22 protein-coding genes are annotated in these 20,832 nt (G+C 67.4%); 13 read left to right on the top strand and 9 right to left on the bottom strand.

Going from position 1 to position 20,832, the window contains the following annotated elements; all coding sequences use genetic code 11:
• Positions 1 to 22: 22 nt before the first annotated feature.
• Positions 23 to 940 (bottom strand): AEC family transporter, encoded by a 918-nt coding sequence (locus CWC60_RS05045; protein WP_109792907.1) that lies wholly within the window; start codon positions 938 to 940, stop codon positions 23 to 25.
• A gap of 159 nt (positions 941 to 1,099) precedes the next feature.
• Here CWC60_RS05045 and CWC60_RS24340 point away from each other — a divergent pair, with 159 nt between their 5' ends.
• Complete coding sequence (locus tag CWC60_RS24340) at positions 1,100 to 1,951, top strand: metalloregulator ArsR/SmtB family transcription factor (protein ID WP_109792906.1); 852 nt, start codon at positions 1,100 to 1,102, stop codon at positions 1,949 to 1,951.
• Positions 1,952 to 1,993: 42 nt separating this feature from the next.
• Positions 1,994 to 3,049: an ACR3 family arsenite efflux transporter gene (gene arsB / locus CWC60_RS05035; protein ID WP_109792905.1), complete on the top strand. Its 1,056-nt coding sequence runs from the start codon at positions 1,994 to 1,996 to the stop codon at positions 3,047 to 3,049.
• On the opposite strand, the gene CWC60_RS05030 is transcribed toward arsB, so the two are convergent.
• Complete coding sequence (locus tag CWC60_RS05030) at positions 3,040 to 4,266, bottom strand: cytochrome P450 (protein ID WP_164516375.1); 1,227 nt, start codon at positions 4,264 to 4,266, stop codon at positions 3,040 to 3,042. The two genes, arsB and CWC60_RS05030, sit on opposite strands and share 10 nt — an antisense overlap.
• A gap of 109 nt (positions 4,267 to 4,375) precedes the next feature.
• Here CWC60_RS05030 and CWC60_RS05025 point away from each other — a divergent pair, with 109 nt between their 5' ends.
• From CWC60_RS05025 to hspQ, 4 genes are all read left to right on the top strand, one after another.
• On the top strand, positions 4,376 to 4,804 hold the full coding sequence (locus CWC60_RS05025) for an NUDIX hydrolase (protein WP_109792903.1): 429 nt from the start codon (positions 4,376 to 4,378) through the stop codon (positions 4,802 to 4,804).
• Positions 4,805 to 4,878: 74 nt separating this feature from the next.
• Complete coding sequence (locus CWC60_RS05020) at positions 4,879 to 5,547, top strand: hypothetical protein (protein ID WP_109792902.1); 669 nt, start codon at positions 4,879 to 4,881, stop codon at positions 5,545 to 5,547.
• Between the two features lie 77 nt (positions 5,548 to 5,624).
• Positions 5,625 to 6,032, top strand: a complete 408-nt coding sequence (locus tag CWC60_RS05015; protein ID WP_125182722.1) for a hypothetical protein — start codon at positions 5,625 to 5,627, stop codon at positions 6,030 to 6,032.
• Between the two features lie 240 nt (positions 6,033 to 6,272).
• Positions 6,273 to 6,599 (top strand): heat shock protein HspQ, encoded by a 327-nt coding sequence (gene hspQ, locus CWC60_RS05010; protein ID WP_109792900.1) that lies wholly within the window; start codon positions 6,273 to 6,275, stop codon positions 6,597 to 6,599.
• Here hspQ and CWC60_RS05005 read toward each other — a convergent pair.
• Both CWC60_RS05005 and CWC60_RS05000 read right to left on the bottom strand, forming a co-directional pair.
• Positions 6,584 to 7,333 (bottom strand): arginyltransferase, encoded by a 750-nt coding sequence (locus CWC60_RS05005; protein ID WP_109792899.1) that lies wholly within the window; start codon positions 7,331 to 7,333, stop codon positions 6,584 to 6,586. The genes hspQ and CWC60_RS05005 overlap by 16 nt on opposite strands.
• Positions 7,334 to 7,491: 158 nt before the next feature.
• Positions 7,492 to 9,345 (bottom strand): SLC13 family permease, encoded by a 1,854-nt coding sequence (locus CWC60_RS05000; protein WP_109792898.1) that lies wholly within the window; start codon positions 9,343 to 9,345, stop codon positions 7,492 to 7,494.
• 107 nt (positions 9,346 to 9,452) lie between these two features.
• Between CWC60_RS05000 and CWC60_RS04995 the strand changes: the two genes are divergently transcribed.
• Positions 9,453 to 10,724: an NAD(P)/FAD-dependent oxidoreductase gene (locus CWC60_RS04995; protein ID WP_164516374.1), complete on the top strand. Its 1,272-nt coding sequence runs from the start codon at positions 9,453 to 9,455 to the stop codon at positions 10,722 to 10,724.
• A gap of 7 nt (positions 10,725 to 10,731) precedes the next feature.
• Here the strand turns inward: CWC60_RS04995 and CWC60_RS04990 are convergent, their stop codons facing one another.
• Positions 10,732 to 11,145: a DUF1178 family protein gene (locus tag CWC60_RS04990; protein ID WP_109793003.1), complete on the bottom strand. Its 414-nt coding sequence runs from the start codon at positions 11,143 to 11,145 to the stop codon at positions 10,732 to 10,734.
• Positions 11,146 to 11,235: 90 nt separating this feature from the next.
• Here CWC60_RS04990 and CWC60_RS04985 point away from each other — a divergent pair, with 90 nt between their 5' ends.
• The 4 genes from CWC60_RS04985 to CWC60_RS04970 are packed head-to-tail and all read left to right on the top strand — an operon-like array spanning position 11,236 to position 14,088.
• Complete coding sequence (locus CWC60_RS04985; RefSeq protein WP_109792896.1) at positions 11,236 to 11,757, top strand: class I SAM-dependent methyltransferase; 522 nt, start codon at positions 11,236 to 11,238, stop codon at positions 11,755 to 11,757.
• On the top strand, positions 11,754 to 12,755 hold the full coding sequence (locus tag CWC60_RS04980) for a M14 family metallopeptidase (protein ID WP_206419774.1): 1,002 nt from the start codon (positions 11,754 to 11,756) through the stop codon (positions 12,753 to 12,755). The genes CWC60_RS04985 and CWC60_RS04980 overlap by 4 nt, the downstream gene beginning before the upstream one ends.
• The gene (locus CWC60_RS04975) at positions 12,752 to 13,822 is read left to right on the top strand and encodes an AbrB family transcriptional regulator (protein WP_164516373.1); all 1,071 of its coding nucleotides are present in this window, start codon (positions 12,752 to 12,754) and stop codon (positions 13,820 to 13,822) included. The genes CWC60_RS04980 and CWC60_RS04975 overlap by 4 nt, the downstream gene beginning before the upstream one ends.
• A gap of 23 nt (positions 13,823 to 13,845) precedes the next feature.
• Positions 13,846 to 14,088, top strand: a complete 243-nt coding sequence (locus CWC60_RS04970; RefSeq protein ID WP_109792893.1) for a DUF6812 domain-containing protein — start codon at positions 13,846 to 13,848, stop codon at positions 14,086 to 14,088.
• Here the strand turns inward: CWC60_RS04970 and CWC60_RS04965 are convergent.
• Positions 14,072 to 15,409: an MATE family efflux transporter gene (locus CWC60_RS04965; protein ID WP_109792892.1), complete on the bottom strand. Its 1,338-nt coding sequence runs from the start codon at positions 15,407 to 15,409 to the stop codon at positions 14,072 to 14,074. The two genes, CWC60_RS04970 and CWC60_RS04965, sit on opposite strands and share 17 nt — an antisense overlap.
• Positions 15,406 to 16,734, bottom strand: a complete 1,329-nt coding sequence (locus tag CWC60_RS04960) for an NAD(P)/FAD-dependent oxidoreductase (protein ID WP_164516372.1) — start codon at positions 16,732 to 16,734, stop codon at positions 15,406 to 15,408. Before CWC60_RS04960 ends, CWC60_RS04965 begins: the two co-directional genes overlap by 4 nt.
• 433 nt (positions 16,735 to 17,167) lie before the next feature.
• Here CWC60_RS04960 and CWC60_RS04955 point away from each other — a divergent pair, with 433 nt between their 5' ends.
• Positions 17,168 to 17,608: a Ros/MucR family transcriptional regulator gene (locus CWC60_RS04955; protein ID WP_109792890.1), complete on the top strand. Its 441-nt coding sequence runs from the start codon at positions 17,168 to 17,170 to the stop codon at positions 17,606 to 17,608.
• A gap of 124 nt (positions 17,609 to 17,732) precedes the next feature.
• Entirely contained in the window at positions 17,733 to 19,298 is a 1,566-nt protein-coding gene (locus tag CWC60_RS04950) for an acyl-CoA carboxylase subunit beta (RefSeq protein ID WP_109792889.1), read from the top strand.
• Here CWC60_RS04950 and CWC60_RS04945 read toward each other — a convergent pair.
• Together CWC60_RS04945 and CWC60_RS04940 are read right to left on the bottom strand one after the other, a co-directional pair.
• Complete coding sequence (locus tag CWC60_RS04945; RefSeq protein ID WP_109792888.1) at positions 19,283 to 20,167, bottom strand: NAD(P)-dependent oxidoreductase; 885 nt, start codon at positions 20,165 to 20,167, stop codon at positions 19,283 to 19,285. The two genes, CWC60_RS04950 and CWC60_RS04945, sit on opposite strands and share 16 nt — an antisense overlap.
• Positions 20,109 to 20,774, bottom strand: a complete 666-nt coding sequence (locus tag CWC60_RS04940; RefSeq protein ID WP_109792887.1) for a VOC family protein — start codon at positions 20,772 to 20,774, stop codon at positions 20,109 to 20,111. The genes CWC60_RS04945 and CWC60_RS04940 overlap by 59 nt, the downstream gene beginning before the upstream one ends.
• Positions 20,775 to 20,832 lie beyond the last annotated feature (58 nt).

Below are 20,832 nucleotides of genomic sequence, written 5' to 3'. Positions count from 1 at the left end.
GGGATCAAACTTCCCGACGGCGCTAGCCCAGCAGGCCGATCAGGATCGGCAGGCTGGCCGCCGACAGAACCAGCTGGATGGTCAGGAGCGTCGCCATCAGCGGCGCGTCTCCGCCCAGTGACCGGGCCATCACATAGGACGACGGCGCCGCCGGCAGGGCCAGCCACATCACGGCGATCAGCAGTTCCGGACCCTCGAGACCGGCGGCCCGCAGCAGGCCGAAACCGATCGCGGGCTGGACGAGCATCTTCAGCACGACGCCAGCTCCCAGGAGAGCAGATTCCCGGCGCAACGTCTCGAAGGCAAGGCCAGCGCCGACGGCGATGAGGCCCAGGGGCAGGGCGCCGTCGCCCAGAATGCCGATCGCCGTCATCAGCACCGGTTCGGGTTCGCCCCCAGTGAGGTTGACCACGGCCCCCAGCAGGCAGGCGATGATCAGCGGATTGGTCAGAAGCGCACCGAGGGTCCGGCCCATGCCGCCGCCGGGCGTCCCCCGCTGCAACGCCCAGATGCTGATCACGTTCACGGTCGGCACCATGACCGCGATGCAGATCGCCGTAAGCGCCAGGCCGGTTTCCCCCAGAAACTGCTCGGCGATGGCGACGCCGAGAAAGGTGTTGAAGCGGATCGAGCCCATCACGAGTGACGCCCGCGCCGCCCGGCTGGCGCCCTGCCGGCGGGCGAACAGGAAGGCCAGAAAGGTCACCAGCAGCACGGTCGCGATCATGCCGAGAGCCATCGGTCCGGGGTCGAGACTGCCGAAATCCGCCCGGGACACGGCGCCGAAGAGCAGCGCGGGAAACAGCACCCAGTAGACGATCCGGTCGATCGCCGCCCAGCCCTTGTCGTCGAGCAGCGGCAACCGCTTCAGCACCGCGCCGAGCGCCACAAGCCCGAAGATCGGCAGCACCGCCTCGCCGATGGCGATCCAGTCGGTCATCTGACGCAGGCGTTGATGCGGAACATGTCGACGGCCTCGGGAAAGCGGGCTTCAGGGAATCGCTGCGCGGAGCCTCCGACCTTCGCAAAGAACGCGGCCTCGCGCCATCGGCCGCGATTCCCGCTTGTCGGAACTGGATAATTCAAATATCCATGAAATATGGAAACGAGTATCGCGACAGGTGCGTTCCAGGCCCTCGGACACTATCAGCGGCTGCGGATATTCCGCCGGCTGGTGCGGGAAGCGCCGGACGGACTGACGGCAGGCGAACTGAGCGCGGTCCTGTCCGTCGCGCCGTCGGGGCTGTCGTTTCACCTGGCACAGCTCGAGGGCGCAGGATTGGTGTCGTCGGTCCGGAGTGGACGGCGTATCCACTACGCGGTGAATCCGTCGGCGGTCAGGGCCTTGATCGGCTTCCTGGCCGAGGACTGTTGTGGCGGAAGGCCCGAACTCTGTTCGGTCGGCGGCCTGTCCGCGCCCCTTGAAGAGGGAGAGGGAAACATGACCGAGAACAAATTGAACGTGCTGTTTCTTTGTACCGGCAATTCGGCTCGGAGCATCATCGCCGAGGCCATTCTTTCGCGCGAGGGCGCTGGCCGGTTCAACGCCTGGTCGGCCGGCAGCCAGCCGAAGGGCGAGGTGCACCCCTACGCCCTGGAACTGCTGCGCAACCTCAACCATGACGTGACCAGGTTCCGATCCAAGAGCTGGGAAGAGTTCGCGGGCCCCGAGGCGCCGCGGCTGGACTTCGTTTTCACCGTATGTGACAACGCCGCCGCCGAGACCTGCCCGATCTGGCCCGGCCAGCCGATGAGCGCGCATTGGGGCATTCCGGATCCGGCCGCCGTCGAGGGCACCGAGGCCGTCAAGCGCCAGGCCTTCGCCGACGCCTACCGGATGATGAACAACCGCATATCGATTTTCGTGAACCTCCCGCTCAAGTCGCTCGGCCGCATTGCCCTGAAAGAGCGTCTGGACGAAATAGGCCGGCCGGCGTCCGTCACGACCTGAACGACGTTCGGAAACGCGTGGTCACCAATCGGGAGTAGGCTTGTGCCGATATTCGAACGCTTCCTGACCCTCTGGGTCGGACTCTGCATCATCGCGGGAATTGCGCTCGGCGAGCTCGCGCCGGGACTCTTCAGCGTCTTCGCCTCGCTCGAATACGCCAATGTGAACCTCGTCGTCGCGGTCCTGATCTGGGCGATGGTCTACCCGATGATGGTGGCGGTGGATTTCGCCAGCCTTTCGCGCGTCACGGAACAGCCGCGCGGTCTGCTGATCACCCTGGTGGTCAACTGGCTGATCAAGCCGTTCACCATGGCCTTCCTGGGTGTGATCTTCTTCAAGCACGTCTTCGCCGGCCTGATTCCACCCGCCGACGCCGATTCCTACATCGCCGGACTGATCCTGCTGGGCGCCGCGCCCTGCACGGCGATGGTCTTCGTCTGGTCCCAGCTCACCCGCGGCGACCCCAACTACACCCTGGTGCAGGTCAGCGTGAACGACGTGATCATGGTGTTCGCCTATGCGCCGATCGTCGCGCTCCTGCTCGGCGTCACCGGCATCCCGGTTCCGTGGGATACGCTGGTGCTTTCGGTCGCGCTCTACGTCGTGGTGCCGCTCGGCGCCGGCGTGCTGACACGGCGCCATCTGCTCCGGCGCGGCGGTGAACAGGCAGTTGGAGAACTGACGGCGCGGGTCAAGCCGTTCTCGGTCATCGGCCTGCTCGCCACCGTCGTGCTGCTGTTCGGCTTCCAGGGACAGGTGATTCTGGCGCAGCCGCTTGTCATCGCGCTGATTGCGGTGCCGCTTCTGATCCAGTCCTACGGCATCTTCGCGCTCGCCTACGCGGCGGCCTGGGGACTGCGCGTGCCGTTCAGGGTCGCCGCGCCCTGCGCCATGATCGGCACGTCGAATTTCTTCGAGCTTGCCGTGGCCGTGGCGATCAGCCTGTACGGCCTGAACTCCGGCGCGGCGCTGGCCACCGTGGTCGGCGTGCTGGTCGAAGTGCCGGTGATGCTGTCGCTCGTCGCCTTCGCCAACCGTACCCGGGGCTGGTTCGACACGCGGTCGGCGGAGACGGAGCGGACCAGTCCTCAGCGGTAGACGCGGACCGGCAGGCTGGTCATGCCGCGCGAGACGTAGGAATCCGACCAGTCCTGCGCCGGCTTCACCAGTTCGAACCGGCTGAAACGCTCCAGCAGGATGGGGAAGGCGACCTCCGCCTCCAGCTTCGCAAGCGGCGCGCCGATGCAGAAATGGACGCCGAAACCGAAGGTGACGTGCCGGTCGGCGTTGGGACGTCTGAGATTGAGCCGTTCCGGGTCCTCGAAGACCGCCGGATCGCGGTTGGCGGCGGCGTTCCAGAGCCACAGACGCTGCCCCGCCTTCGCCACCTGGCCGTGAAGCTCGAAGTCCTTCGCCACGATCCGCGGGCTGGTCAGCGAAGGCCCGTCGAAACGGAGCAGTTCCTCCACCGCGTTCTTCACGAACTTCGCATCATGGCGGTTCTCGCGGAAATCGGCCATCTGGTCGGGATGCCGGATCAGGGCGTGAAGCCCGTTGGCGAGAAGCTGCGTCGTCGTCTCGTGGCCGGCGAACAGCAGCAGGATGCAGCTTGCCGTCAATTCGTCGGCGGTCAGCCTGTCGCCCTCGTCGGTAGCGCTGATCAGGCCGTCCGTGACCAACTCCCCCGGATCGCGGCGGCGCTGTTCGAGGAAATCCCCGAAATAGGCGTTCATCTCCTTCAGCGCCGCGGCCGCGACGCGGTACTTCTCCGGATTGGTCTTCGAGGTGAGGACGAACTGCGCCAGTGCGTCGGACCAGCGTTTCAGGTGGTCAACGTCTTCCTGCGGCACGCCCAGCAGCAGGGCGATGACCGTGGCGGGCAGGGGATAGGCGAAGCGGTGATGGAAATCGATTTCGTCGCCATCCGCCCAGTCGGCGATCAGACCGTCGACGATCTCGGCGACGCCCGCGCGCAGGACTTCGACGCGCCGGGTCGTGAACGCCTTGTTCATCAGGCCGCGCAGGTGCGTGTGGCGCGGCGGATCGTTGAACACCGCCCAGTGGCTGATGTGCTCCCCCAGGAAACCGATTTCCTCGCCGTCCGGTCCGTCGCGCTGGGCCTCGACGAAGGGCCGGATCCGGTCCGCCGACAGGCGCTTGTCGCGGAAACCCGCGCGCACGTCGTCATAGCGGGTCAGGTACCAGGCCCGGCTGACCGGGTTCCAGTGCATCGGTTCGTCGGCGCGGAGCCGCGCCAGACCCGGATAGGGGTCGACGATGGTCTCGGCTGCGTTCGGATTGAAGTCGACAGACATGGTATGAGCGATCCTCCCCTGACGGCCCATGGATGTTCTCTACCGGAGTGCTGCGGCCTTGGCGAGTCCGCAGCGATGATGTCACTGTAAGCGCAGGGGAGGGCGCGGAATGGCGACACGGCGGCCCGGCGTCGGCATCGGCGCCGTCATCTTCAGGGGCGATGAGGTTCTGATCATCCGTCGCGGCAAGCCGCCGCGAGAGGGCCAGTGGTCCATTCCCGGCGGCCGGCAGGAATGGGGCGAAACCGTCGCGGAAGCCGCCGCCCGGGAAGTGATGGAGGAAACCGCCGTGCATTGCCGGATCCGTGGCCTGGTCGATGTCGTCGACGGCATCGGCCGCGACGCGGACGGGGCGATCGAATACCACTACACCCTGGTCGACATGTGGGGAGACTGGCTGGCGGGCGAGCCGGTCGCCGGCGACGACGCGGCGGCGGCGTGCTGGATGCCGATGGAGGCCGCGCTGGAGGCGGTGATCTGGCCCGAGACCCGGCGCGTCATCCGTGCGGCGCAGGCTCTGATGCTGAGGCAATTGTGACCGCCGCCGCGGTCGGCGCCGTTGTTCCCGGCAGGGCCGGGGTCTACGCTTGACCCTTCGGGAGGTAGCGACCGATGCGTAGGCTTGCACTTCTGGCGCTTCTGCTCGGCGCGGCCCTGGTCACGTCGGGTTTTCGCGAAGGCGCGCGTTCGCCGAATGACAGCGCGATCGTGGTCATCGGTGTGGGCACGTCCCATCCGTCCGGCGTCAACAGCCTGTTCTCCGACGTGCCCGCGATCGAACTCCGCTGGGCGCCCATCGACATGCGCCGCCTCGCCGTCGACCACAGCCGTCCGCCGCTGATCCTGCGCCGCGAATACTGCAATCCGCTGGCGCTCGACAGGGCCGACTGTCCGGCCGGCGACCGGCAGACCCTCTACGCCGCCTACGAGGCGCCGGCCGGAATCTACATGCTGCGCTCGATCACGGTCACCAACAGCAATCTGATCGAGGGCCGGCGGGCGACGACGGACTATTTCTATCCGCCCGATCATCTCGTTTTCCGCAATACCCTGCCGCAGGCCATGGCGGATCCGGACGTGCCGAAGCTGCTGCTCGCGCCGGGCGGGCTCTACTATGCCGGCAACATGATCGTCGACTTCGACGGCCACGCGCCGCGTATCAGCGCCGTCGAGCGCGATGAGGAAGCGGCGATCGACGTGGTTCGTGAACAGCTCGGCGGCGACCTGACGCTGCAGTTCCTCGAAACCGCGCTGTCCTTCGTCCCGGGGGTGGAATCGTGATCCTTCGCGGCGGGTTGTGCGCGGTGTTGGCGCTGGCCCTGGCTGTCGGCTGCGCGGCCACGCCGCCGGAACCTTCGATGACGGTGCGGACGATCGATCCGGAGTCCGACGGACTGGTGCGGCTCAGCTTTTCGACGGACAGCCTGGCCCAGAACGAGGCCCAGGAACTGCTGCTGGTGGTGGCGGCCATCGTCACCCGCCGGGCGGGCAGGGAACGCTTCCAGTTCCGCAGCGTGGAAGCCGAAGGCCTGATCGATACCCAGCTCAGCGAGATCCGCTATTTCGACGTCGACGCCGTGGTGGCGACACTGGCGGATGCCGCGGCGGGCGATCCGGCGCGCAAGACCTACGCCGCCGCCTCGGTGCTGGAGTATTTTCGCCCGAAATACGCCCCCATACTGCCCCGGCGGCTGCGTGACATGCTGTCTGCGCGCGCCGACCCGGACCGGCGCCTGGCCGGCGCGGTCCGCCGGGCGGCGTTGTGACACGGATCACTTGGTTCGGGCGCGATCCGTCCCATCTTTGCAACAGACGAGATTTCTGGAAAAACGCACTCCCTCCCAACTCGTCGACACCAAGACGCCGCCAGTCCCCTCCCTGGCGGCGTCATCGTTTGCGCCCCGGTGAAATTGATTGTCAGGTCATTGACCTTGGGCCGAGAGGTCGCATCTGATAGTCGAGACGGCGCAGGCCGACTCAGAGCAGTGGAGCGTATTCGGGTGAACATGGTGGCTTTGGCGAAATTCCGCATCGGCGATATCGTGCGCCACCGCATCTTTCCGTTTCGTGGCGTGATCTTCGACGTCGACCCGGAGTTCAACAACACGGAAGAGTGGTGGCTCAGAATCCCGGAACATATGCGTCCGCGGAAGGACCAGCCCTTCTATCACCTGCTGGCCGAGAACGAGGAATCCACCTATATCGCCTATGTCTCGGAGCAGAACCTGCTGTGGGACGAGTCCGGCGAGCCGGTCAGCCATCCGCAGGTGGACGAGTTCTTCTCGAAGATCCAGGATGGGCGCTACGTCCCGATGAATCAGTTCGCGAACTGATCGGCGCTATCCTCGCCCCGGCCGAGGTCTTCCCATCCATCGGCGGTAAGTTGCTCCAGGGGCCGGAAGGCCGACTTGTAGGACATCTTGCGGCTGTCGGCGATCCAGTAGCCCAGATAGACGTGATCGAGGCCTTCGGCGATGGCGTGCTGCACGTGCCACTGGACAATGTAGGTGCCCAGGCTGCGTGCCGCATCGGAGGGACGGAAGTAACTGTACACCAGCGAGAAGCCGTCCTGCATCCGGTCGGTCAGACATACCGCGCGTAACGTCTGTTCCCGGTCGCGGAACTCGACCAGACAACTGTCGACCGGCGTATCCTCGATCATGGCGCGGTAGTCGCCGAAGCGCATCTCGGCCATGCCGCCTTCGGCATGGCGCGACGACAGGTACTGACGGAACAGGATGTAATGCTCCCGCGTTGCGACGGCCGGCATGATCCGCGCCTTCAGGTCGCTGTTGCGCCGCCAGTTCTTGCGCTGGGTCCGGTTGGGCCTGAACCGCTCGGCGGGAATGCGCACCGGCACGCAGGCGTTGCAGTCGTCGCAGGCGGGGCGATAGGCCAGATCCTGGCTGCGCCGGAACCCTGCGGTCGAAAGCACGCTGTGCAGGTGATCCGGCTCCTCGCCCGAAAGCAGCGTCACGACCTTGCGTTCCATCTTGCCTGACAGATACGGACAGGGCGTGGGCGGCGTGGCGAAGAAGTGCCTGAGCGGAATCTGGACGCGCTTCATGCTCGAAAGGGTAATTCAGTGATGGCGATCCTGCAGCAACTGATTTCGCGAACCCGATTGCGATCGTCGCCCCGAATGCGGCAGGTCGGAAACCGCCGCGCGAAGCCCTGACTTGGTGTTCCCGCGCCCGCGGTCAAGCGTCCCCCCGCACCTTCGGCCTAAAGATCGTAGATCACGGCGGCGACCGCGGTGTAGGCGGCCCAGATGATGAGGATCAGCGGAATGCCGGCTCTCAGATAGTCCGCGAACCGATAATGGCCTGGGCCCATGACCAGCAGGTTGGTCTGGTAGCCCATGGGCGTCGCGAAGGAACAGTTGGCGGCGAACAGTGTGGCGAAGATGAACACCTCCCATTCGATCTGAAGCGACTGGGCGAGGCCGATCCCGATCGGCGTGAACAGCACGGCCGTGGCGTTGTTCGACAGGATGTTGGTGAAACCGGCCACGATCAGGAAATACACCGACAGCACCGCCAGCGGCGGCGCCCCGTCCAGCGCGGTCATCAGGTTCTGGGCGATGAAGGACGCGCCGCCTGTGCCGTGGAGCGCGGTGCCCATGGCCAGCGCGGCCCAGATCATCAGCGCCACGCGGCGGTCCATGGCGCGCATGGCCTGGTGGATGTTGAGGCAGCCTGTCAGCAGCATCGCCGCGGCCCCCAGCAGGGCCGCCACGACAATGGGCAGCACGCCGGTGGCGGCGGCGGCCACCACGCTGGCGAAGATCAGGGTCGACCGGCCAGCGTACTCGATGGCCGGCAGATCGTCGGCCGACCATTCCTGCAGGATGACGTCGCGGTTGCCGCGCAGACGCTGCACGTCGGTGCGGTGTCCCAGCAGCAGCAGCACGTCGCCCGCCTCCAGGCGGATATCGTGCAGGCCCTGGCGGATCATCCGGCTGCGCCGCTGGATGCCGATGACGGTGCAGCGCGTGCGCGTGTGAAAGACGATCTGCGCCAGGTTGCGGCCGATGATCCGGCTGGCCGGCGCCACCACGACCTCGGCCAGCACGAAGTCGCGGTCCATCTTCTGCTCGTTGTCGTCCGCCGCGGGCAGGTCGTCGCTGGCATGCAGCGCCGACCGCAGGTCCGGTGTCCGGCTGATGGCCTCCGTGATCGACTTGCGCGTCGCCGCCACGATGAGCTCGTCGCCGGTCTGGAGTTCGATGCCGTCGAAGGGCGGCAGGATCGATTCCTCGCGCCGCTGGATCAGCCGCACGGTGATGCCCGGCAGGCTGGGAAACAGCCCCGCCCGAGCGGTCTCGCCGATCAGGGAGGAGCCGGAGCGGATGTCGATCTGGGCAATGAACTGCTTGCCCGCGACGCCCTCCGTCAGACTCTGGGCGTAGCTGGACCGGTCTGGCAGCAGCTTCGGGGCCACGAAGATGACATAGACCAGGCCCACCGACGCCAGAACCACGCCGATCAGGGTGAAGTCGAAGAAGCCGATGGACTCGGCTCCGGCGTTCTTCGCCGCCGCGACGACCAGCAGGTTGGTGGAGGAGCCGATCAGCGTGGTCATGCCGCCCAGGATCGCTGCGTAGCTCAACGGAATCATCACGCGGCTGGCGCTGCGGCGGAGCTGTGCCGACAGGGCGACCATGATGGGAATGAAGATGACGACCACCGGCGTGTTGTTCAGAATGCCGCTGGTTACCGCCACGGTCAGCAGCCCTGCGAAGACCGCCAGGAAGGGATGAATCCTGCGCAGTGCCGCCATGCGCCGGATCGGCGCGTCCAGCGCGCCTGTGCGGATCATGCCCTGGCCGATCACCATCAGGGCCAGCACCGTGATCAGCGCCGGATCGGCCAGGCCGGCAAGCAGGGCGCGTGTGGTGATCGCCGGCATTTCCGGCAGCGGCGTCGCCGGGAGGAAGTGGAAGGTCGCGGTCAGCGCGGCGACCACGAGTAGCGAGGTCAGCTCGATCGAGAGCCGTTCGCTGGCATAGATGGCGACCGCGACGGCGATGACGCCCAGCACCAGCCACATCTGCAATGTCGGTTCCACCATCGCCATATGGCGAATCTCCTGCGCGCCGAAGCTCAAGCCGCAATATGATCGGGCGTCTGCACGCCCACAAGCCGACGGTCCCCTGCAACCTTTCCGGATCCACGGAGACGTCGATGACACGTAAGAAGACATATTACGAGGCCACGGCGCCCGGCACGCCGCCGCGCGCGGCGCTGGTGGGCGAGGTGCGCGCAGACGTCTGCATCGTCGGCGGCGGCTTCACGGGGGTCGGAGCGGCTCTGGAGCTGGCCGCGCGCGGTTTCGGCGTTCGGCTGCTGGAGGCGAAACGCATCGGCGCCGGCGCCAGCGGACGCAATGGCGGTCAGATCAATTACGGGTTCTCCGCCGACGTGGTGTCGCTCGCCGCGCGCCTGGGCATCGAACCCGCCCGCGCGCTCTGGGCGATGGCCGAGGAGGCGGTGAGCCTGATCGACCGGCGCGCGGCGGAACACGGCATCGACTGCGATCTGCGCCGGGGTTTCATCTACGCGGCCGCCAGGGCCAGTCACATGGAGCCCCTGCGCCGTGAACGCGCGGTGCTCGCGGAGAGTTTCGGCTACGGCCATCTGGAACTTCTGGATTCCGCAGCCACAGCGGCCGCCACAGGTAGCGGCATCTATCACGGCGGTCTGCGCGACCAGCGTTCGGGCCATCTGCATCCGTTGAAGTACCTCCTGGGTCTCGCCGCTGCGGCGGAAGCCCGTGGCGCGGTCCTGCACGAGGATTCGCCGGCGACCTCGGTCGATGGGGAGAATGGCGTCGTCCATACGGCCCGAGGGGTCGTCAGGGCGTCCCACGTGCTGGTCGCAGCCAACGCCTATCTCGACGGCCTGGTGCCGCCGCTCGGCTCCCGCGCCATGCCGGTCGGCACCTGGGTTGTCGCCACGCGTCCGCTGGCGGCTGAGGAGCGCACGGGGCTGCTGCCCGGCGGCGAGTGCGTCTGCGACACCCACGTCGCCCTCGACTATTACCGCTTCACTGCCGACAACCGTCTGCTTTTCGGCGGCGGCGTCAGCTATCGCGGACGGGACGGCGCCGAGGACGGCGCGCGGCTGCTCGGCCGGCGGATCGCGCGGGTCTATCCGGGGCTCGCCGGCATCGGCATCGACCACGCCTGGGGCGGGCGGGTCTCGATCACCCGCAACCGGTTGCCGGACATCGGCCGTATCGGCAGGCGTCTCTACTACGCGCAGGGCTTCTCGGGTCAGGGCGTGGCGCTGACCGGCATGGCGGGGCAGGTGATCGCAGAGGCCATCGCCGGCGATGCCGGCCGCTTCGATGTCTTCGCTTCGGTTCCCCATGGCCTGTTTCCCGGCGGCGCGGCGCTGCGTCAGCCGCTGCTGGCGCTGTTCCGGCTCTGGTACAGGTTGCGTGACCGTCTCTGAGGGGGGATCAGTTCTCGGCGTCGGGGACCCAGGGTATCCGGGCGAATTCGACGCCTTCCTCCCGCAGCGCCTCGGCTTCCTCGGCGGTGCTTTCGCCGTAGATTCCGCGCGGATCGCTCTCGCCATAGTGGATGCGGCGCGCCTCCTCGGCGAAGCGCGGCCCGACATAGTCGGCGTTCTTCTCCACCTCGCGGCGCAGCTTCTTCAGCATGACGTACATCTGCCGGGGATCGACCGGCGCCTCCTCAGCGCCCTTGCGGGAGGCCACATTGGGCGCCATCGGCGCCTTGCGCACCTCGCCATTTCCGCAGACGGGGCAAGTGACGAGGCCGCGCGCGGACTGATCCTCGAAATCCGCGCTGGAGCCGAACCAGCCCTCGAAGACATGATCGGAACTGCACCTGAGATCGAAGCTGATCATATTCGCCTGGGTATGTGACAGGGAGGTGGCGAACGCCGCCAGTGCGTCATAAATGGTCAACTCGGGCGGGAAACACAAGAAAGGACGATCATGCCCCCGGCCAGTTCTTGGGTGATGCGTCATCTCGACTTCGTGCCGGCGGGCGGGGCCGTGCTGGATCTGGCCGCGGGGTCGGGACGGCATGTCCGGCTTTGCCGCCGGGCCGGCCTGGCGGTGGTCGCGGTGGATCGTGATACGGCCGGGCTGAACGCCTTCGCGGACGACGGCGGGGTGGAGATCTTGGCTGCGGACCTGGAGGCGGCAGCCTGGCCCCTGGCGGGCCGGCGATTCGGCGGTGTCATCGTCACCAATTATCTCTGGCGGCCTCTGCTGCCGGAGATCGTCGCCGCCGTGGCACCGGGCGGTGTGCTGATCTACGAGACCTTCGCCGCCGGCAACGAGGCCTTCGGCCGGCCCCGCAATCCGGATTTCCTTCTGCGGCCCAACGAGTTGCTGGAGGCTGTCGGCGCGGAGCTGGAAGTCCTCGAGTACCGGCACGGCTTCGAGCCGGGTCCGCCGTCGGCCGTCCGCCAGAAGATTGCGGCCCGGCGTCCGGACATGGACCGGCCATGACGCCGATGCTACAGAACCGTGAATCAGCCGGACCGGACGAGGCGATGGAAAAACAGGCCGCACGCGCAGATCTGATGCCGATCGACCTTTCCGGTCTGCGCCGCGGCAATACCGGTATCGACTATGCGCACCGTTTCGACAGCGGCCGTCCGGGCCCCGAGGTCCTGGTAGCTGCCGTCGTTCACGGCAACGAACTGTGCGGCGTGCATGCGCTGGTCCGGGCCCTGGCGACAGAACCGCGTCCCGAGCGCGGCGCATTGACGTTCTGCTTCTGCAATGTCGCCGCCTATCTGGGGTTCGACCCCGCTGCGCCCGCCCGGGCGCGTTTCGTCGACGAGGATTTCAACCGGCTGTGGGACGCGGAAACGCTGGACAGCCCGCGGCGGTCCAGCGAACTCGACCGCGCCCGGCGGATCAGACCGCTGATCGAGCAGGCCGATCAGCTGCTGGATCTGCATTCGATGCAGACGGGCGGCGAACCGCTGATGCTCGCAGGGACCGCTGAGCGGGGACGGGAGCTCGCCATCCGCGTCGGGTTTCCACGCATCGTTGTCGCCGACCCGGGCCACGCCGCCGGCCGGCGAATGCGGGATTTCGGTGGTTTCGGCGCTGCGCACGGAACGCGCACGGCGTTGCTGGCCGAATGCGGTCAGCACCGCGATCCGGCCGCTGCGGACAACGCGACCGAGGTGCTGGCGCGCTTCCTGGCCGCCACTGGAACGTTGCGTCCGGAGGCGGCCCGGCGGATCTGCGACTGGCCGGAGCGGCCCGCTCCGCGTGTCATCGAAGTGACCGACCGGGTGACGATCCGCGGTCAGAGTTTCCGCTTCGTCGGCAATCCCGAGAATCTCGACATGATCGAAAAGGCCGGCACCGTGATCGGTCACGACGGCGGACGGCCGGTCGAGACGCCCTACGACAATTGCGTGCTGATCATGCCCTCCAGACGGTTGGCCACCGGCCAGACCGCGGTCCGGCTGGGACGGTATGTGGCTTGATCGGCGAGCGCCTGGCATCGGTTGACTGGCGTGGCCACGCGGTCGCGCTTGGCGTGGGCGCGTCCGGCGGGGCGCTGTTCTTCTGGCTGCAGATGCCGCTGGCCTGGATGCTGGGATCGATGATCTTCGTCTCCGCCGCCGCCATCGGCGGGCTGCGGCCGGCGCTGGACCGCCGTTTCCGCTCGGTCATGGTCAGCATACTGGGCGTCTTCCTGGGCAGCGCGTTCTCGCCGGAGGTGGCCGACCGCATGGGCCAGTGGGCGGCGGCCCTCGCCATCCTCGCCGGGTTCGTCGTGATCGGCAGCCTGCTCAGCTATGTCTTCCTGCGCCGCGTCGGGGGCTTCGATCCGATCACCGCCTATTTCTCGTCCACCCCCGGCGGTCTGGGGGAAATGGTTCTGGCCAGCGAGGAGATGGGCGGCGATTCGCGGAAGGTCTCGCTGGTCCACACCATCCGGGTCATTTCCATCATTCTGATCATCCCGTTCTGGTTCCGGCTGGTGCTGGGCGCCGATGTGCCCTCGATCATGCCCGAGACGCCGGGCGTCGATGCGGCGCCGGTGGACTGGCTGATCCTGGTGGCCTGCGCCGCGCTCGGCTGGCCGCTGGCCAGTCTCTGCCGCGTGCCGGCGGCAGCTCTGGTCGGACCCATGATTCTCTCCGCGCTGGTCCACCTTCTGGGCCTCACGGCGGTGACGCCGCCGCCGGTGCCGGTAGCCGCGGCGCAGCTCGTCCTTGGCGCGGCCGTGGGCAGCCGCTTCGTCGGCACGGCGTTTTCCATGATCTGGCGCGTTGCCCGCCTTGCGTTGGGAACCTCGGTCCTGCTGCTGGGGCTGGCGGTGCTGATCACGTTGGCAAGCGCGGACATGATCGGCATCCGGCCCGAGGCCATGATCCTGGTGCTGGCGCCCGGCGGGCTGGCGGAAATGTCGCTGATAGCCCTTGCGCTCGGCATCGATACGGCTTTTGTTTCGACCATGCACATCTGCCGGATCATGATGATCGTGGTCCTGGGGCCGTCGCTGTTCCGGATCGGCGCCCGCAGATCCCGGGAAACGGGTCGTTAACCCTCGCCGCCTAGGTTGGCGGCATGAAGAAGACAGTCGAATCCATGTCCTCGCGCAAGAGCTACGTTCCCAAGATCAAGGTCGACACCCTGATCCTGATGACGGACGGCACGGAGCTGGAAGGCAGCGTGTTCATCCGCGCTACCCAGCGCGTGCAGGACCTGCTGAACGAACCGGGCATGTTCTTCCCGCTCGAAGACTCGCGGACCGGTGAGATCACGCTGGTCAACAAGTTCGCCATCAACAACATCAAGCCCCTGGACTGACCGCCGGCGCCGTCCGCCGCTCGACCCTGGGATAGAGCGCCGCCAGGGTGGCGCCGCGCGCCAGGTTCAGCACCGTCAGCGCGGCCCACAGCCCGTGATTGCCCCACATCGCCGGCAAGGTGAGCGCCGCGGCCATGTAGATCGCCAGGCTGGCCAGCATCGCGTTGCGCATGTCGGCGGTCTGGGTGGCGCCGATGAAGACGCCGTCGAGCTGAAAGCACCAGATCGCCACCACCGGGTAGAGCGCCACCCATGGCAGATAGGCGCCGGCCGTCGCGCGCACCGCCTCCTGATCGGTCATCAGAGCGATGATGAGGTCGCCTGCGGCGAGATAGACCAGCGCGATGGCGACGGCGACGATTCCCGCCCAGATCGTGCTCGCCACGACCGCGCCGCGCAGCGCCGCGTGGCTGCGCCGGCCGATCGCGGCGCCGACCAGCGCCTCTGCGGCGAAGGCGAAACCGTCCAGACCATAGGCGGTCATGTGGACCATCTGCAGCAGCACCGCATTGGCCGCCAGCGCCAGGTCGCCGAACTGAGCCGCTTCCCGTGTGAAGAAGGCGAAGGAGAAGATCAGGCACGCGGTCCGGATCATGATGTCCACATTGGCGCGGAAGAAGCGCTTGAGCCGGCCGATGTCGAGGATTCTTGGCAGATTGAGCGCCGCGCCGCGCCGCCGGACCATCCGGCCGGCGACGAGCAGGCCCAGGACCGCGGCTGACCATTCGCCGGCCAGCGTCGCCCAGGCGACGCCGGGCACGCCCATTTCGAGGCCGACGACGAAGACCAGGTCGAGGACGATGTTGACGCCGTTCAGCCAGATCTGGATGAGCAGCGCCACGCGCGTGTGCTGCAGACCGATGAACCAGCCCAGCAGGGCGTAGTTCATCAGGGTCGCCGGCGCGCACCAGATGCGGACGAAGAAATATTCGCCGGCGAGCGTCTGCACCGCGGCGCTGGCGTCGAACAAATCGCGCGCCGCCCACCAGATCGGCGCCTGCAGCGCCAGCAGGATCAGACCCAGGCCGGCGGCCAGCAGGATGGCGCGGCCCAGCACCGCCGCGATCTCGGGCGCGTCTTCGGCGCCGGCGGCCTGCGCCGCGAAGCCGCTGGTCCCCATCCTGAGAAAACTGAACAGCCAGAACACCGAGGTGAAGACCAGCGCGCCGATGGCGACGCCGCCGATGTGCTCGGGGCCGGGCAGGTGGCCCACCACCGCGGTGTCCACCATGCCGAGAAGAGGCGTGGTGACGTTGGACAGGATGATCGGCCAGGCCAGGATCCAGACCCGGCCCAGCGACGGCCGCTCGCCGGCGCTCATCGGCCGTGACGCAGGCGGCTCAGTGAATCCCGGAAACCGTACCAGGCCATTGCGGGGCCCAGGAACCAGGGCCGTCCGCCGTAGAAGAAGCGTTCGGGAAACTCGACGTCGTCGAAGGCGCTTCGACCGGCCAGGTCGCCCAGCGCCTTCTGCGCCAGCTTGTGGCCCATCCAGTTGGACATGGCGACGCCGGACCCTGCGTAGCACATGGCATGGCCGATGCGGCCCTCGAGCCCGATCTTCGGCAGACCGTCGAAGCTGAAGGCGACCTTGCCCCACCAGCAATGGGTCAGCGAGACGCCGTCAAGTTCCGGAAAGATCTCGCCCAGGCGGCGGCCGAGATGGTCAGCCAGCTTTCGCCCGCCGCCGACGCCGACGCCCGGCCGGCTGCCCAGCAGGATGCGTCGTCCGTCGGGCGAGGGGCGGTAGTAGTTCAGCAGGTTGAAACTGTCGGCGATCATCCGCCCGCCCGGAATCAGCCGCCGCACCAGGTCGGGGTCGAGTTCGTCCGTGGCCACGATCGCCGAGGTCACCGGCACCACGCGGGCCTGATGCTCGGGCGTCAGCGGGCCGGTATAGCCGTTGGTACAGATCAGCACCGTCTCCGCCGTGATGAAGCCCAGGCTGGTTTCCAGCACCATGGCGCTGTCGGTTTCCTCCAGGCCCAGCACCGCGGTGCGGCCCGCGATCAGCGCGCCGGCGCCGCGGGCGGCGGCCAGCAGCCCGTCGTGGAATTTCGCCGGATGCAGACCGCCTGTGTCGTGATGCAGTCGCCCGCCGGCGTAGAAACGGGAGCCGATGAACTGGCTCTGCTCGTCTGCGGGCACCATCTCCGCCTGCACCGGCCGTGCCGCCTTCTCTGCCTCCAGGCTGGCCGCCATGCTCTCGTAGTGCGCCCGCGTCACCGCCGGATAGAAGCGGCCCATGCGCGCGAAATCGCACGCGATCTCATTGTCGATCACCAGCCGTTCGATGAAATCCACGGAGGCGGAGGCCTCGTCGAGCATGGCGACCGCGCGCGCCTCACCGAAACGTCGGGCAAGGCCGCCATAGCCCGGTTTCAGCCGATCGCCGAACATGCCGCCATTGCGCGAACTCGCGCCGTCGCCGGGATCCTCGGCATCGAAGACGACCACACTGGCGCCGGCGCGCGCCAGGGTCAGCGCGGCCGAAAGGCCGGTATAGCCGCCGCCGACGATGGCCACGTCCACACGCTCGGGCAGATCAGGCTCGGGCGGCGGGGACCGGTCCCGCTCGCGCCACCAATAGGGCTCGAATTTCAGGTCTTCCGCCGGACGAAGCCGGGCGCGGCGACGGGCGCTCAAGGCCGGCTCAGTTCCGGCAGGCGGAATCGATGGCGTCGATCCGGCGCAGGGCGACGGAGGCAATGCCGGTTGCCGAAGACATTGGTGGACCTCCAGGAATATTGCGGACCGTCACTGGCCGGGCGGGCCGCCCGGTCATTCGCAGGATATCACCGATGATTCGGAAGGCGAGGAGGAACTGTTCCCATCGGGGGCGGTCATTTCTGTCTCCGTGGCTTTCCGTTACCGAAAAGTTCGCCTGTGTCATGCTTCTCAAGCATAGGTGCCGCAGGGGTTTTGCACCATCGGGCAACATGTGATCAGCGGAAGAATTTCAACCGCATTTTTTTCTTTCGTGCTTGGCGTTCTCTGTTAAGTTCGCGGCAATTCGAGGCGCATAGTACGTATCGAATCCAGTAACCGACTGAACGGTCCAGAATCAGGAGTATCAGATATGAACGCGAATGCAGCGGAAGGTGGGGCTCCGACCCATCAGGATTTGCTGGAGATGACGGCGGAAGTCGCTGCGGCCTATGTCTCCAACAACGTCGTTCCTTCCGATGAACTGCCGGAGCTGATCAGCCGTATTCATGCGGCCTTGGCCTCCGCCGGCACCGCGGTGGAGGAGCCGGAACCGGAAAACCAGAAGCCGGCGGTCAGCATTCGGCGTTCGATCACGCCCGACTACCTGATCTGTCTGGAAGACGGCAAGAAGCTGAAGATGCTGAAGCGCTATCTGCGCACCAACTTCGACATGTCGCCCGAAGAATACCGGGCGAAGTGGAACCTGCCGTCCGACTACCCGATGGTGGCGCCGAACTACGCCAAGAAGCGCGCCGAGATGGCCAAGGCGATCGGCCTCGGCCGGGGCGGACGCCGCCGCGCCAAGGCCTGACCCGGCGCGGGTCAGCCCGACAACCTGATGGAACCGACCCCGGAAGGACCGCCTTCCGGGTTTTCTTTTGTCTGCGCCGCGTCATCATCGGCTGCGCGCGGCATCGAACGGGGAGGCGTCAGGCGTGAGCTGGCAGGAACGCATCGACGAGATTCAAAGGCGGCGCGAACTGGCAGCGGAGCAGGGCGGGGCCGAGGCCGTCGGGCGCCAGCACGCCAAGGGCCGGCTGACCCTCAGGGAGCGGATCGGGCGGCTGCTGGACGAGGGCAGTTTCGCCGAACTGGGCCGGACGGCCGGCGTCTCCGAACCTGTGGAAGACGGCGGGAAGCCCGGTTTCACTCCGGCCAACTTCATCCTCGGCTTCGGCCGCGTCGAAGGCCGGACCTGCGTCGTCGGCGGCGAGGATTTCACCGTGCGCGGCGGCTCGCCCACGCCTGCCGGGCTGCGCAAGTCGGTCTATGCCGAGGACGTGGCGCTGCGCTATCGCGTTCCGCTGATCCGCCTGCATGAAGGCGGCGGCGGTTCGGTCACCGGTTCCGGCGGCAAGGGCGCCTCGGGTCCTGTGGGTTCTTCTGTGGGGGAGCCGCATCGCTTCCTGTCGGTGGCGCAGACGCTGGGCACCGTACCGGTGGCCGCCGCGGCGCTGGGCCCCGTCGCCGGCCTGCCGGCGGCGCGGCTGGTGGCCAGCCATTTCAGCGTCATGACGAAGGAGACGGCCCAGGTCCTGATCGCCGGTCCGGCGGTGGTGGAGCGCGCCCTGGGCGTTTCCGTGACCAAGGAGGAGCTGGGCGGGCCGCAGGTACACCTTAAGAGCGGCGCGGTTGACAATCTTGCTGACGACGAGGACGACGCCTTCCGCCAGATCCGCCGCTTCCTCAGCTACCTGCCGCCCAATGTCGACCATCTGCCGCCGGTCGCCGATTGCGACGATCCGGTCGACCGTTGCGAGGATGCGCTGGCCGATATCGTGCCGACGGACCGTCGCCGCGCCTACGACCAGCGCAAGCTCATCGAGATGGTGGTCGACCGCGGCAGCTTCTTCGAGACCGGCCGGCAGTACGGGCCGGGTCAGATTGTCGGCCTGGCGCGTCTGAACGGTCAGCCCGTCGGCGTGTTCGGCAATGACTGCCGCTTCTACGCGGGCGCGATGACTGCCGACGGCGCACGCAAGGCCCGGCGTTTCATGGAGTTCTGCGAGACCTTCCACCTGCCGGTCGTCGCCTTCGTGGACGAACCCGGCTTCATGATCGGGCCGGATTCCGAGAAGGCCGGCACCATCCGGCCGGGAACGGCGGCGGTGCTGGCCGCGGCGAGCTGCGAGGTGCCGTGGTGTTCGGTGGTGATCAAGAAGAGCTTCGGTGTCGCCGCGGCGGCGCATTACGGCAATCACGCCCATGTCCTGGCCTGGCCGTCGGCCGAGTCGGGGCCGCTGCCCGTCGAGGGCGGTGTCGCCGTCGCCTTTGGCCGTGAGATCGCCGCCGCCGCCGACCCGGAGGCGCTGCGCGCGGACCTGGAGCGGAAGATGGCGGAGCGCCAGTCGCCGTTCTCCCGCGCCGAGAGCTTCGCCTATCACGACCTCATCGACCCGCGGGAGACGCGGCCCCGGCTCTGTCAGTGGCTGGAACTGAACAGACACCGCATCGAGGCCCTGCCCAAGGCCGGGCCGCGGCGCTTCTACACCCGTCCCTGATCGTCCAGGTCGGGCAACGCCGGCAGGCCGCGCAGTCTTTCCAGCACCGCTTCCGTCAGGCCGTCCGCCGGCCTGTCTCCGGCGACCGCGTCGAGATAGGCAGTGACGTCCTTTTCCAGGATGCCGATGGTATTGGCGGGATCGTAGGTTTCCGCCGCCCAGTCGATCCGTTCCAGGTTGTCGCCATACCAGGTGCCGCCGGAACTGGAGCGCATGACCCGGAGCAGGCGTTCCGGCGGCAGGCCGAGAGCCCCGGCCTGCGCCAGTACCGTGCGCACCGCGGCGACGCCCGCCGCGGCGACGAAATTGTTCAGCACCTTGGCCGCCGCGCCCGCGCCGGTCGCTCCCAGCACGTGGATTTCCTCGCCCATGGCCCGGAAGGCGGGCATCAGTTGCCTCACCGCGTCATCCGGGCCGCCGACCATGAAGGTGAGCGTCGCCGACCGCGCCCGGTACGGCGCGCCGGACATGGGCGCGTCCACCAGCGCTGTGGCCGCCGGCAGTTCGTCACGGAGCGTCCGGACAAAACGGGGTGAGAGGGTGGACGAGAGCACAAGAATCGGCGGCAGCCCGCCCATCGCCGCCAGCAATTCCCGGGTCTGGGCCGCGTCGCGCACGACCGAGATCACGGCACCGCAGCGCCCTGGCAGTTCCGCTGGATCGCCCGTCATGCGCAGGCCGAAATCGTCGAACTCCGAAAGGGGCCGGACGTCGTAGCCCATGACGTCGAAGCCGGCGGCGATCAGCGCCTCCGCCATCGGCCGGCCCATGGCGCCGCAGCCGGCGACGCCGATTCTCAAGCTCCTGCTCTCACGGTCCGATCGCCGCTTCCGTTTCCGACGGTGGATCCTCCATCTGCCGGATGGCAATCTCGCCGGCGGGGGTGAGCCGGCCCTTTCCGCTCTTCCGGAGTTCGGCGCGCAGGGCGTAGGCGTTGCCCGCCTTCGACGCGATCATCTCCTCCGGCGGCGTCGGGTTCGACACCGTCGGCCAGTGACCGGGCTGCGGACCCGAGCCTTCCAGGACGATCGCGGGCAGGTCGTCGTCAACCACGGCCGGCGTCTCCACGATCTCCATCAGGTTCCAGGCGAATTCCAGCGGGATGTCGTTGTTGTCGAAGAAGTAGATCGACCAGAAGGCGCCGTGGTCGATGGGACCGGTGACCTCCAGCCCCGCGGCCTCCAGGCGGTCCTTCAGTTCGAACATCTCTTCGCGCGTCGGGACGGTGAAGGCCACGTGGTCGAAGCCGATGGGCTCCTTCGTGCGCCGGCCGTGGAACTTCTTCCTCATCTTCGACGCGCCCTCATAGGCGAAGAAGGCGACGTAGTTGTCGCCGGTCCGGAAGAAGTAATGGCGGAAGCCGTCATGACCGATGCCCAGCGACAGCTCCATGCCGAGCAGATCGCGGTAGAAGCGGATGGTGCCGTCCAGGTCCGGCGTGATGAAGGCCAGATGATCGATGCGCCCGAATGACATGACGCTCTCCCTTTTCCGTGTTTCGCTGCACCATAGCTGATTGCGGACCCGGCCCCTA

Origin of the sequence: Minwuia thermotolerans (genome assembly GCF_002924445.1) — a bacterium.
In the GTDB taxonomy this organism is placed as follows: Bacteria; Pseudomonadota; Alphaproteobacteria; order Minwuiales; family Minwuiaceae; genus Minwuia; species Minwuia thermotolerans.
Note: the sequence above shows the minus strand (reverse complement) of the source record. Positions and strands in the feature narration are given on the sequence as shown.

What these genes read in the sequence shown, in the direction of transcription:
- CWC60_RS04955 (WP_109792890.1), top strand. Translation starts at nt 17,168, where the DNA reads ATGAACGCGAATGCAGCGGAAGGTGGGGCTCCGACCCATCAGGATTTG.
- CWC60_RS04985 (WP_109792896.1), top strand. Translation starts at nt 11,236, where the DNA reads ATGCCCCCGGCCAGTTCTTGGGTGATGCGTCATCTCGACTTCGTGCCG.
- CWC60_RS05015 (WP_125182722.1), top strand. Translation starts at nt 5,625, where the DNA reads ATGACGGTGCGGACGATCGATCCGGAGTCCGACGGACTGGTGCGGCTC.
- CWC60_RS05045 (WP_109792907.1), bottom strand. Translation starts at nt 940, where the DNA reads ATGACCGACTGGATCGCCATCGGCGAGGCGGTGCTGCCGATCTTCGGG.
- hspQ (WP_109792900.1), top strand. Translation starts at nt 6,273, where the DNA reads ATGGTGGCTTTGGCGAAATTCCGCATCGGCGATATCGTGCGCCACCGC.
- CWC60_RS04970 (WP_109792893.1), top strand. Translation starts at nt 13,846, where the DNA reads ATGAAGAAGACAGTCGAATCCATGTCCTCGCGCAAGAGCTACGTTCCC.
- CWC60_RS05025 (WP_109792903.1), top strand. Translation starts at nt 4,376, where the DNA reads ATGGCGACACGGCGGCCCGGCGTCGGCATCGGCGCCGTCATCTTCAGG.
- CWC60_RS05005 (WP_109792899.1), bottom strand. Translation starts at nt 7,333, where the DNA reads ATGAAGCGCGTCCAGATTCCGCTCAGGCACTTCTTCGCCACGCCGCCC.
- CWC60_RS04995 (WP_164516374.1), top strand. Translation starts at nt 9,453, where the DNA reads ATGACACGTAAGAAGACATATTACGAGGCCACGGCGCCCGGCACGCCG.
- CWC60_RS04980 (WP_206419774.1), top strand. Translation starts at nt 11,754, where the DNA reads ATGACGCCGATGCTACAGAACCGTGAATCAGCCGGACCGGACGAGGCG.
- CWC60_RS05000 (WP_109792898.1), bottom strand. Translation starts at nt 9,345, where the DNA reads ATGGCGATGGTGGAACCGACATTGCAGATGTGGCTGGTGCTGGGCGTC.
- CWC60_RS05030 (WP_164516375.1), bottom strand. Translation starts at nt 4,266, where the DNA reads ATGTCTGTCGACTTCAATCCGAACGCAGCCGAGACCATCGTCGACCCC.
- CWC60_RS04940 (WP_109792887.1), bottom strand. Translation starts at nt 20,774, where the DNA reads ATGTCATTCGGGCGCATCGATCATCTGGCCTTCATCACGCCGGACCTG.
- CWC60_RS24340 (WP_109792906.1), top strand. Translation starts at nt 1,100, where the DNA reads ATGGAAACGAGTATCGCGACAGGTGCGTTCCAGGCCCTCGGACACTAT.
- CWC60_RS05020 (WP_109792902.1), top strand. Translation starts at nt 4,879, where the DNA reads ATGCGTAGGCTTGCACTTCTGGCGCTTCTGCTCGGCGCGGCCCTGGTC.
- CWC60_RS04965 (WP_109792892.1), bottom strand. Translation starts at nt 15,409, where the DNA reads ATGAGCGCCGGCGAGCGGCCGTCGCTGGGCCGGGTCTGGATCCTGGCC.
- CWC60_RS04990 (WP_109793003.1), bottom strand. Translation starts at nt 11,145, where the DNA reads ATGATCAGCTTCGATCTCAGGTGCAGTTCCGATCATGTCTTCGAGGGC.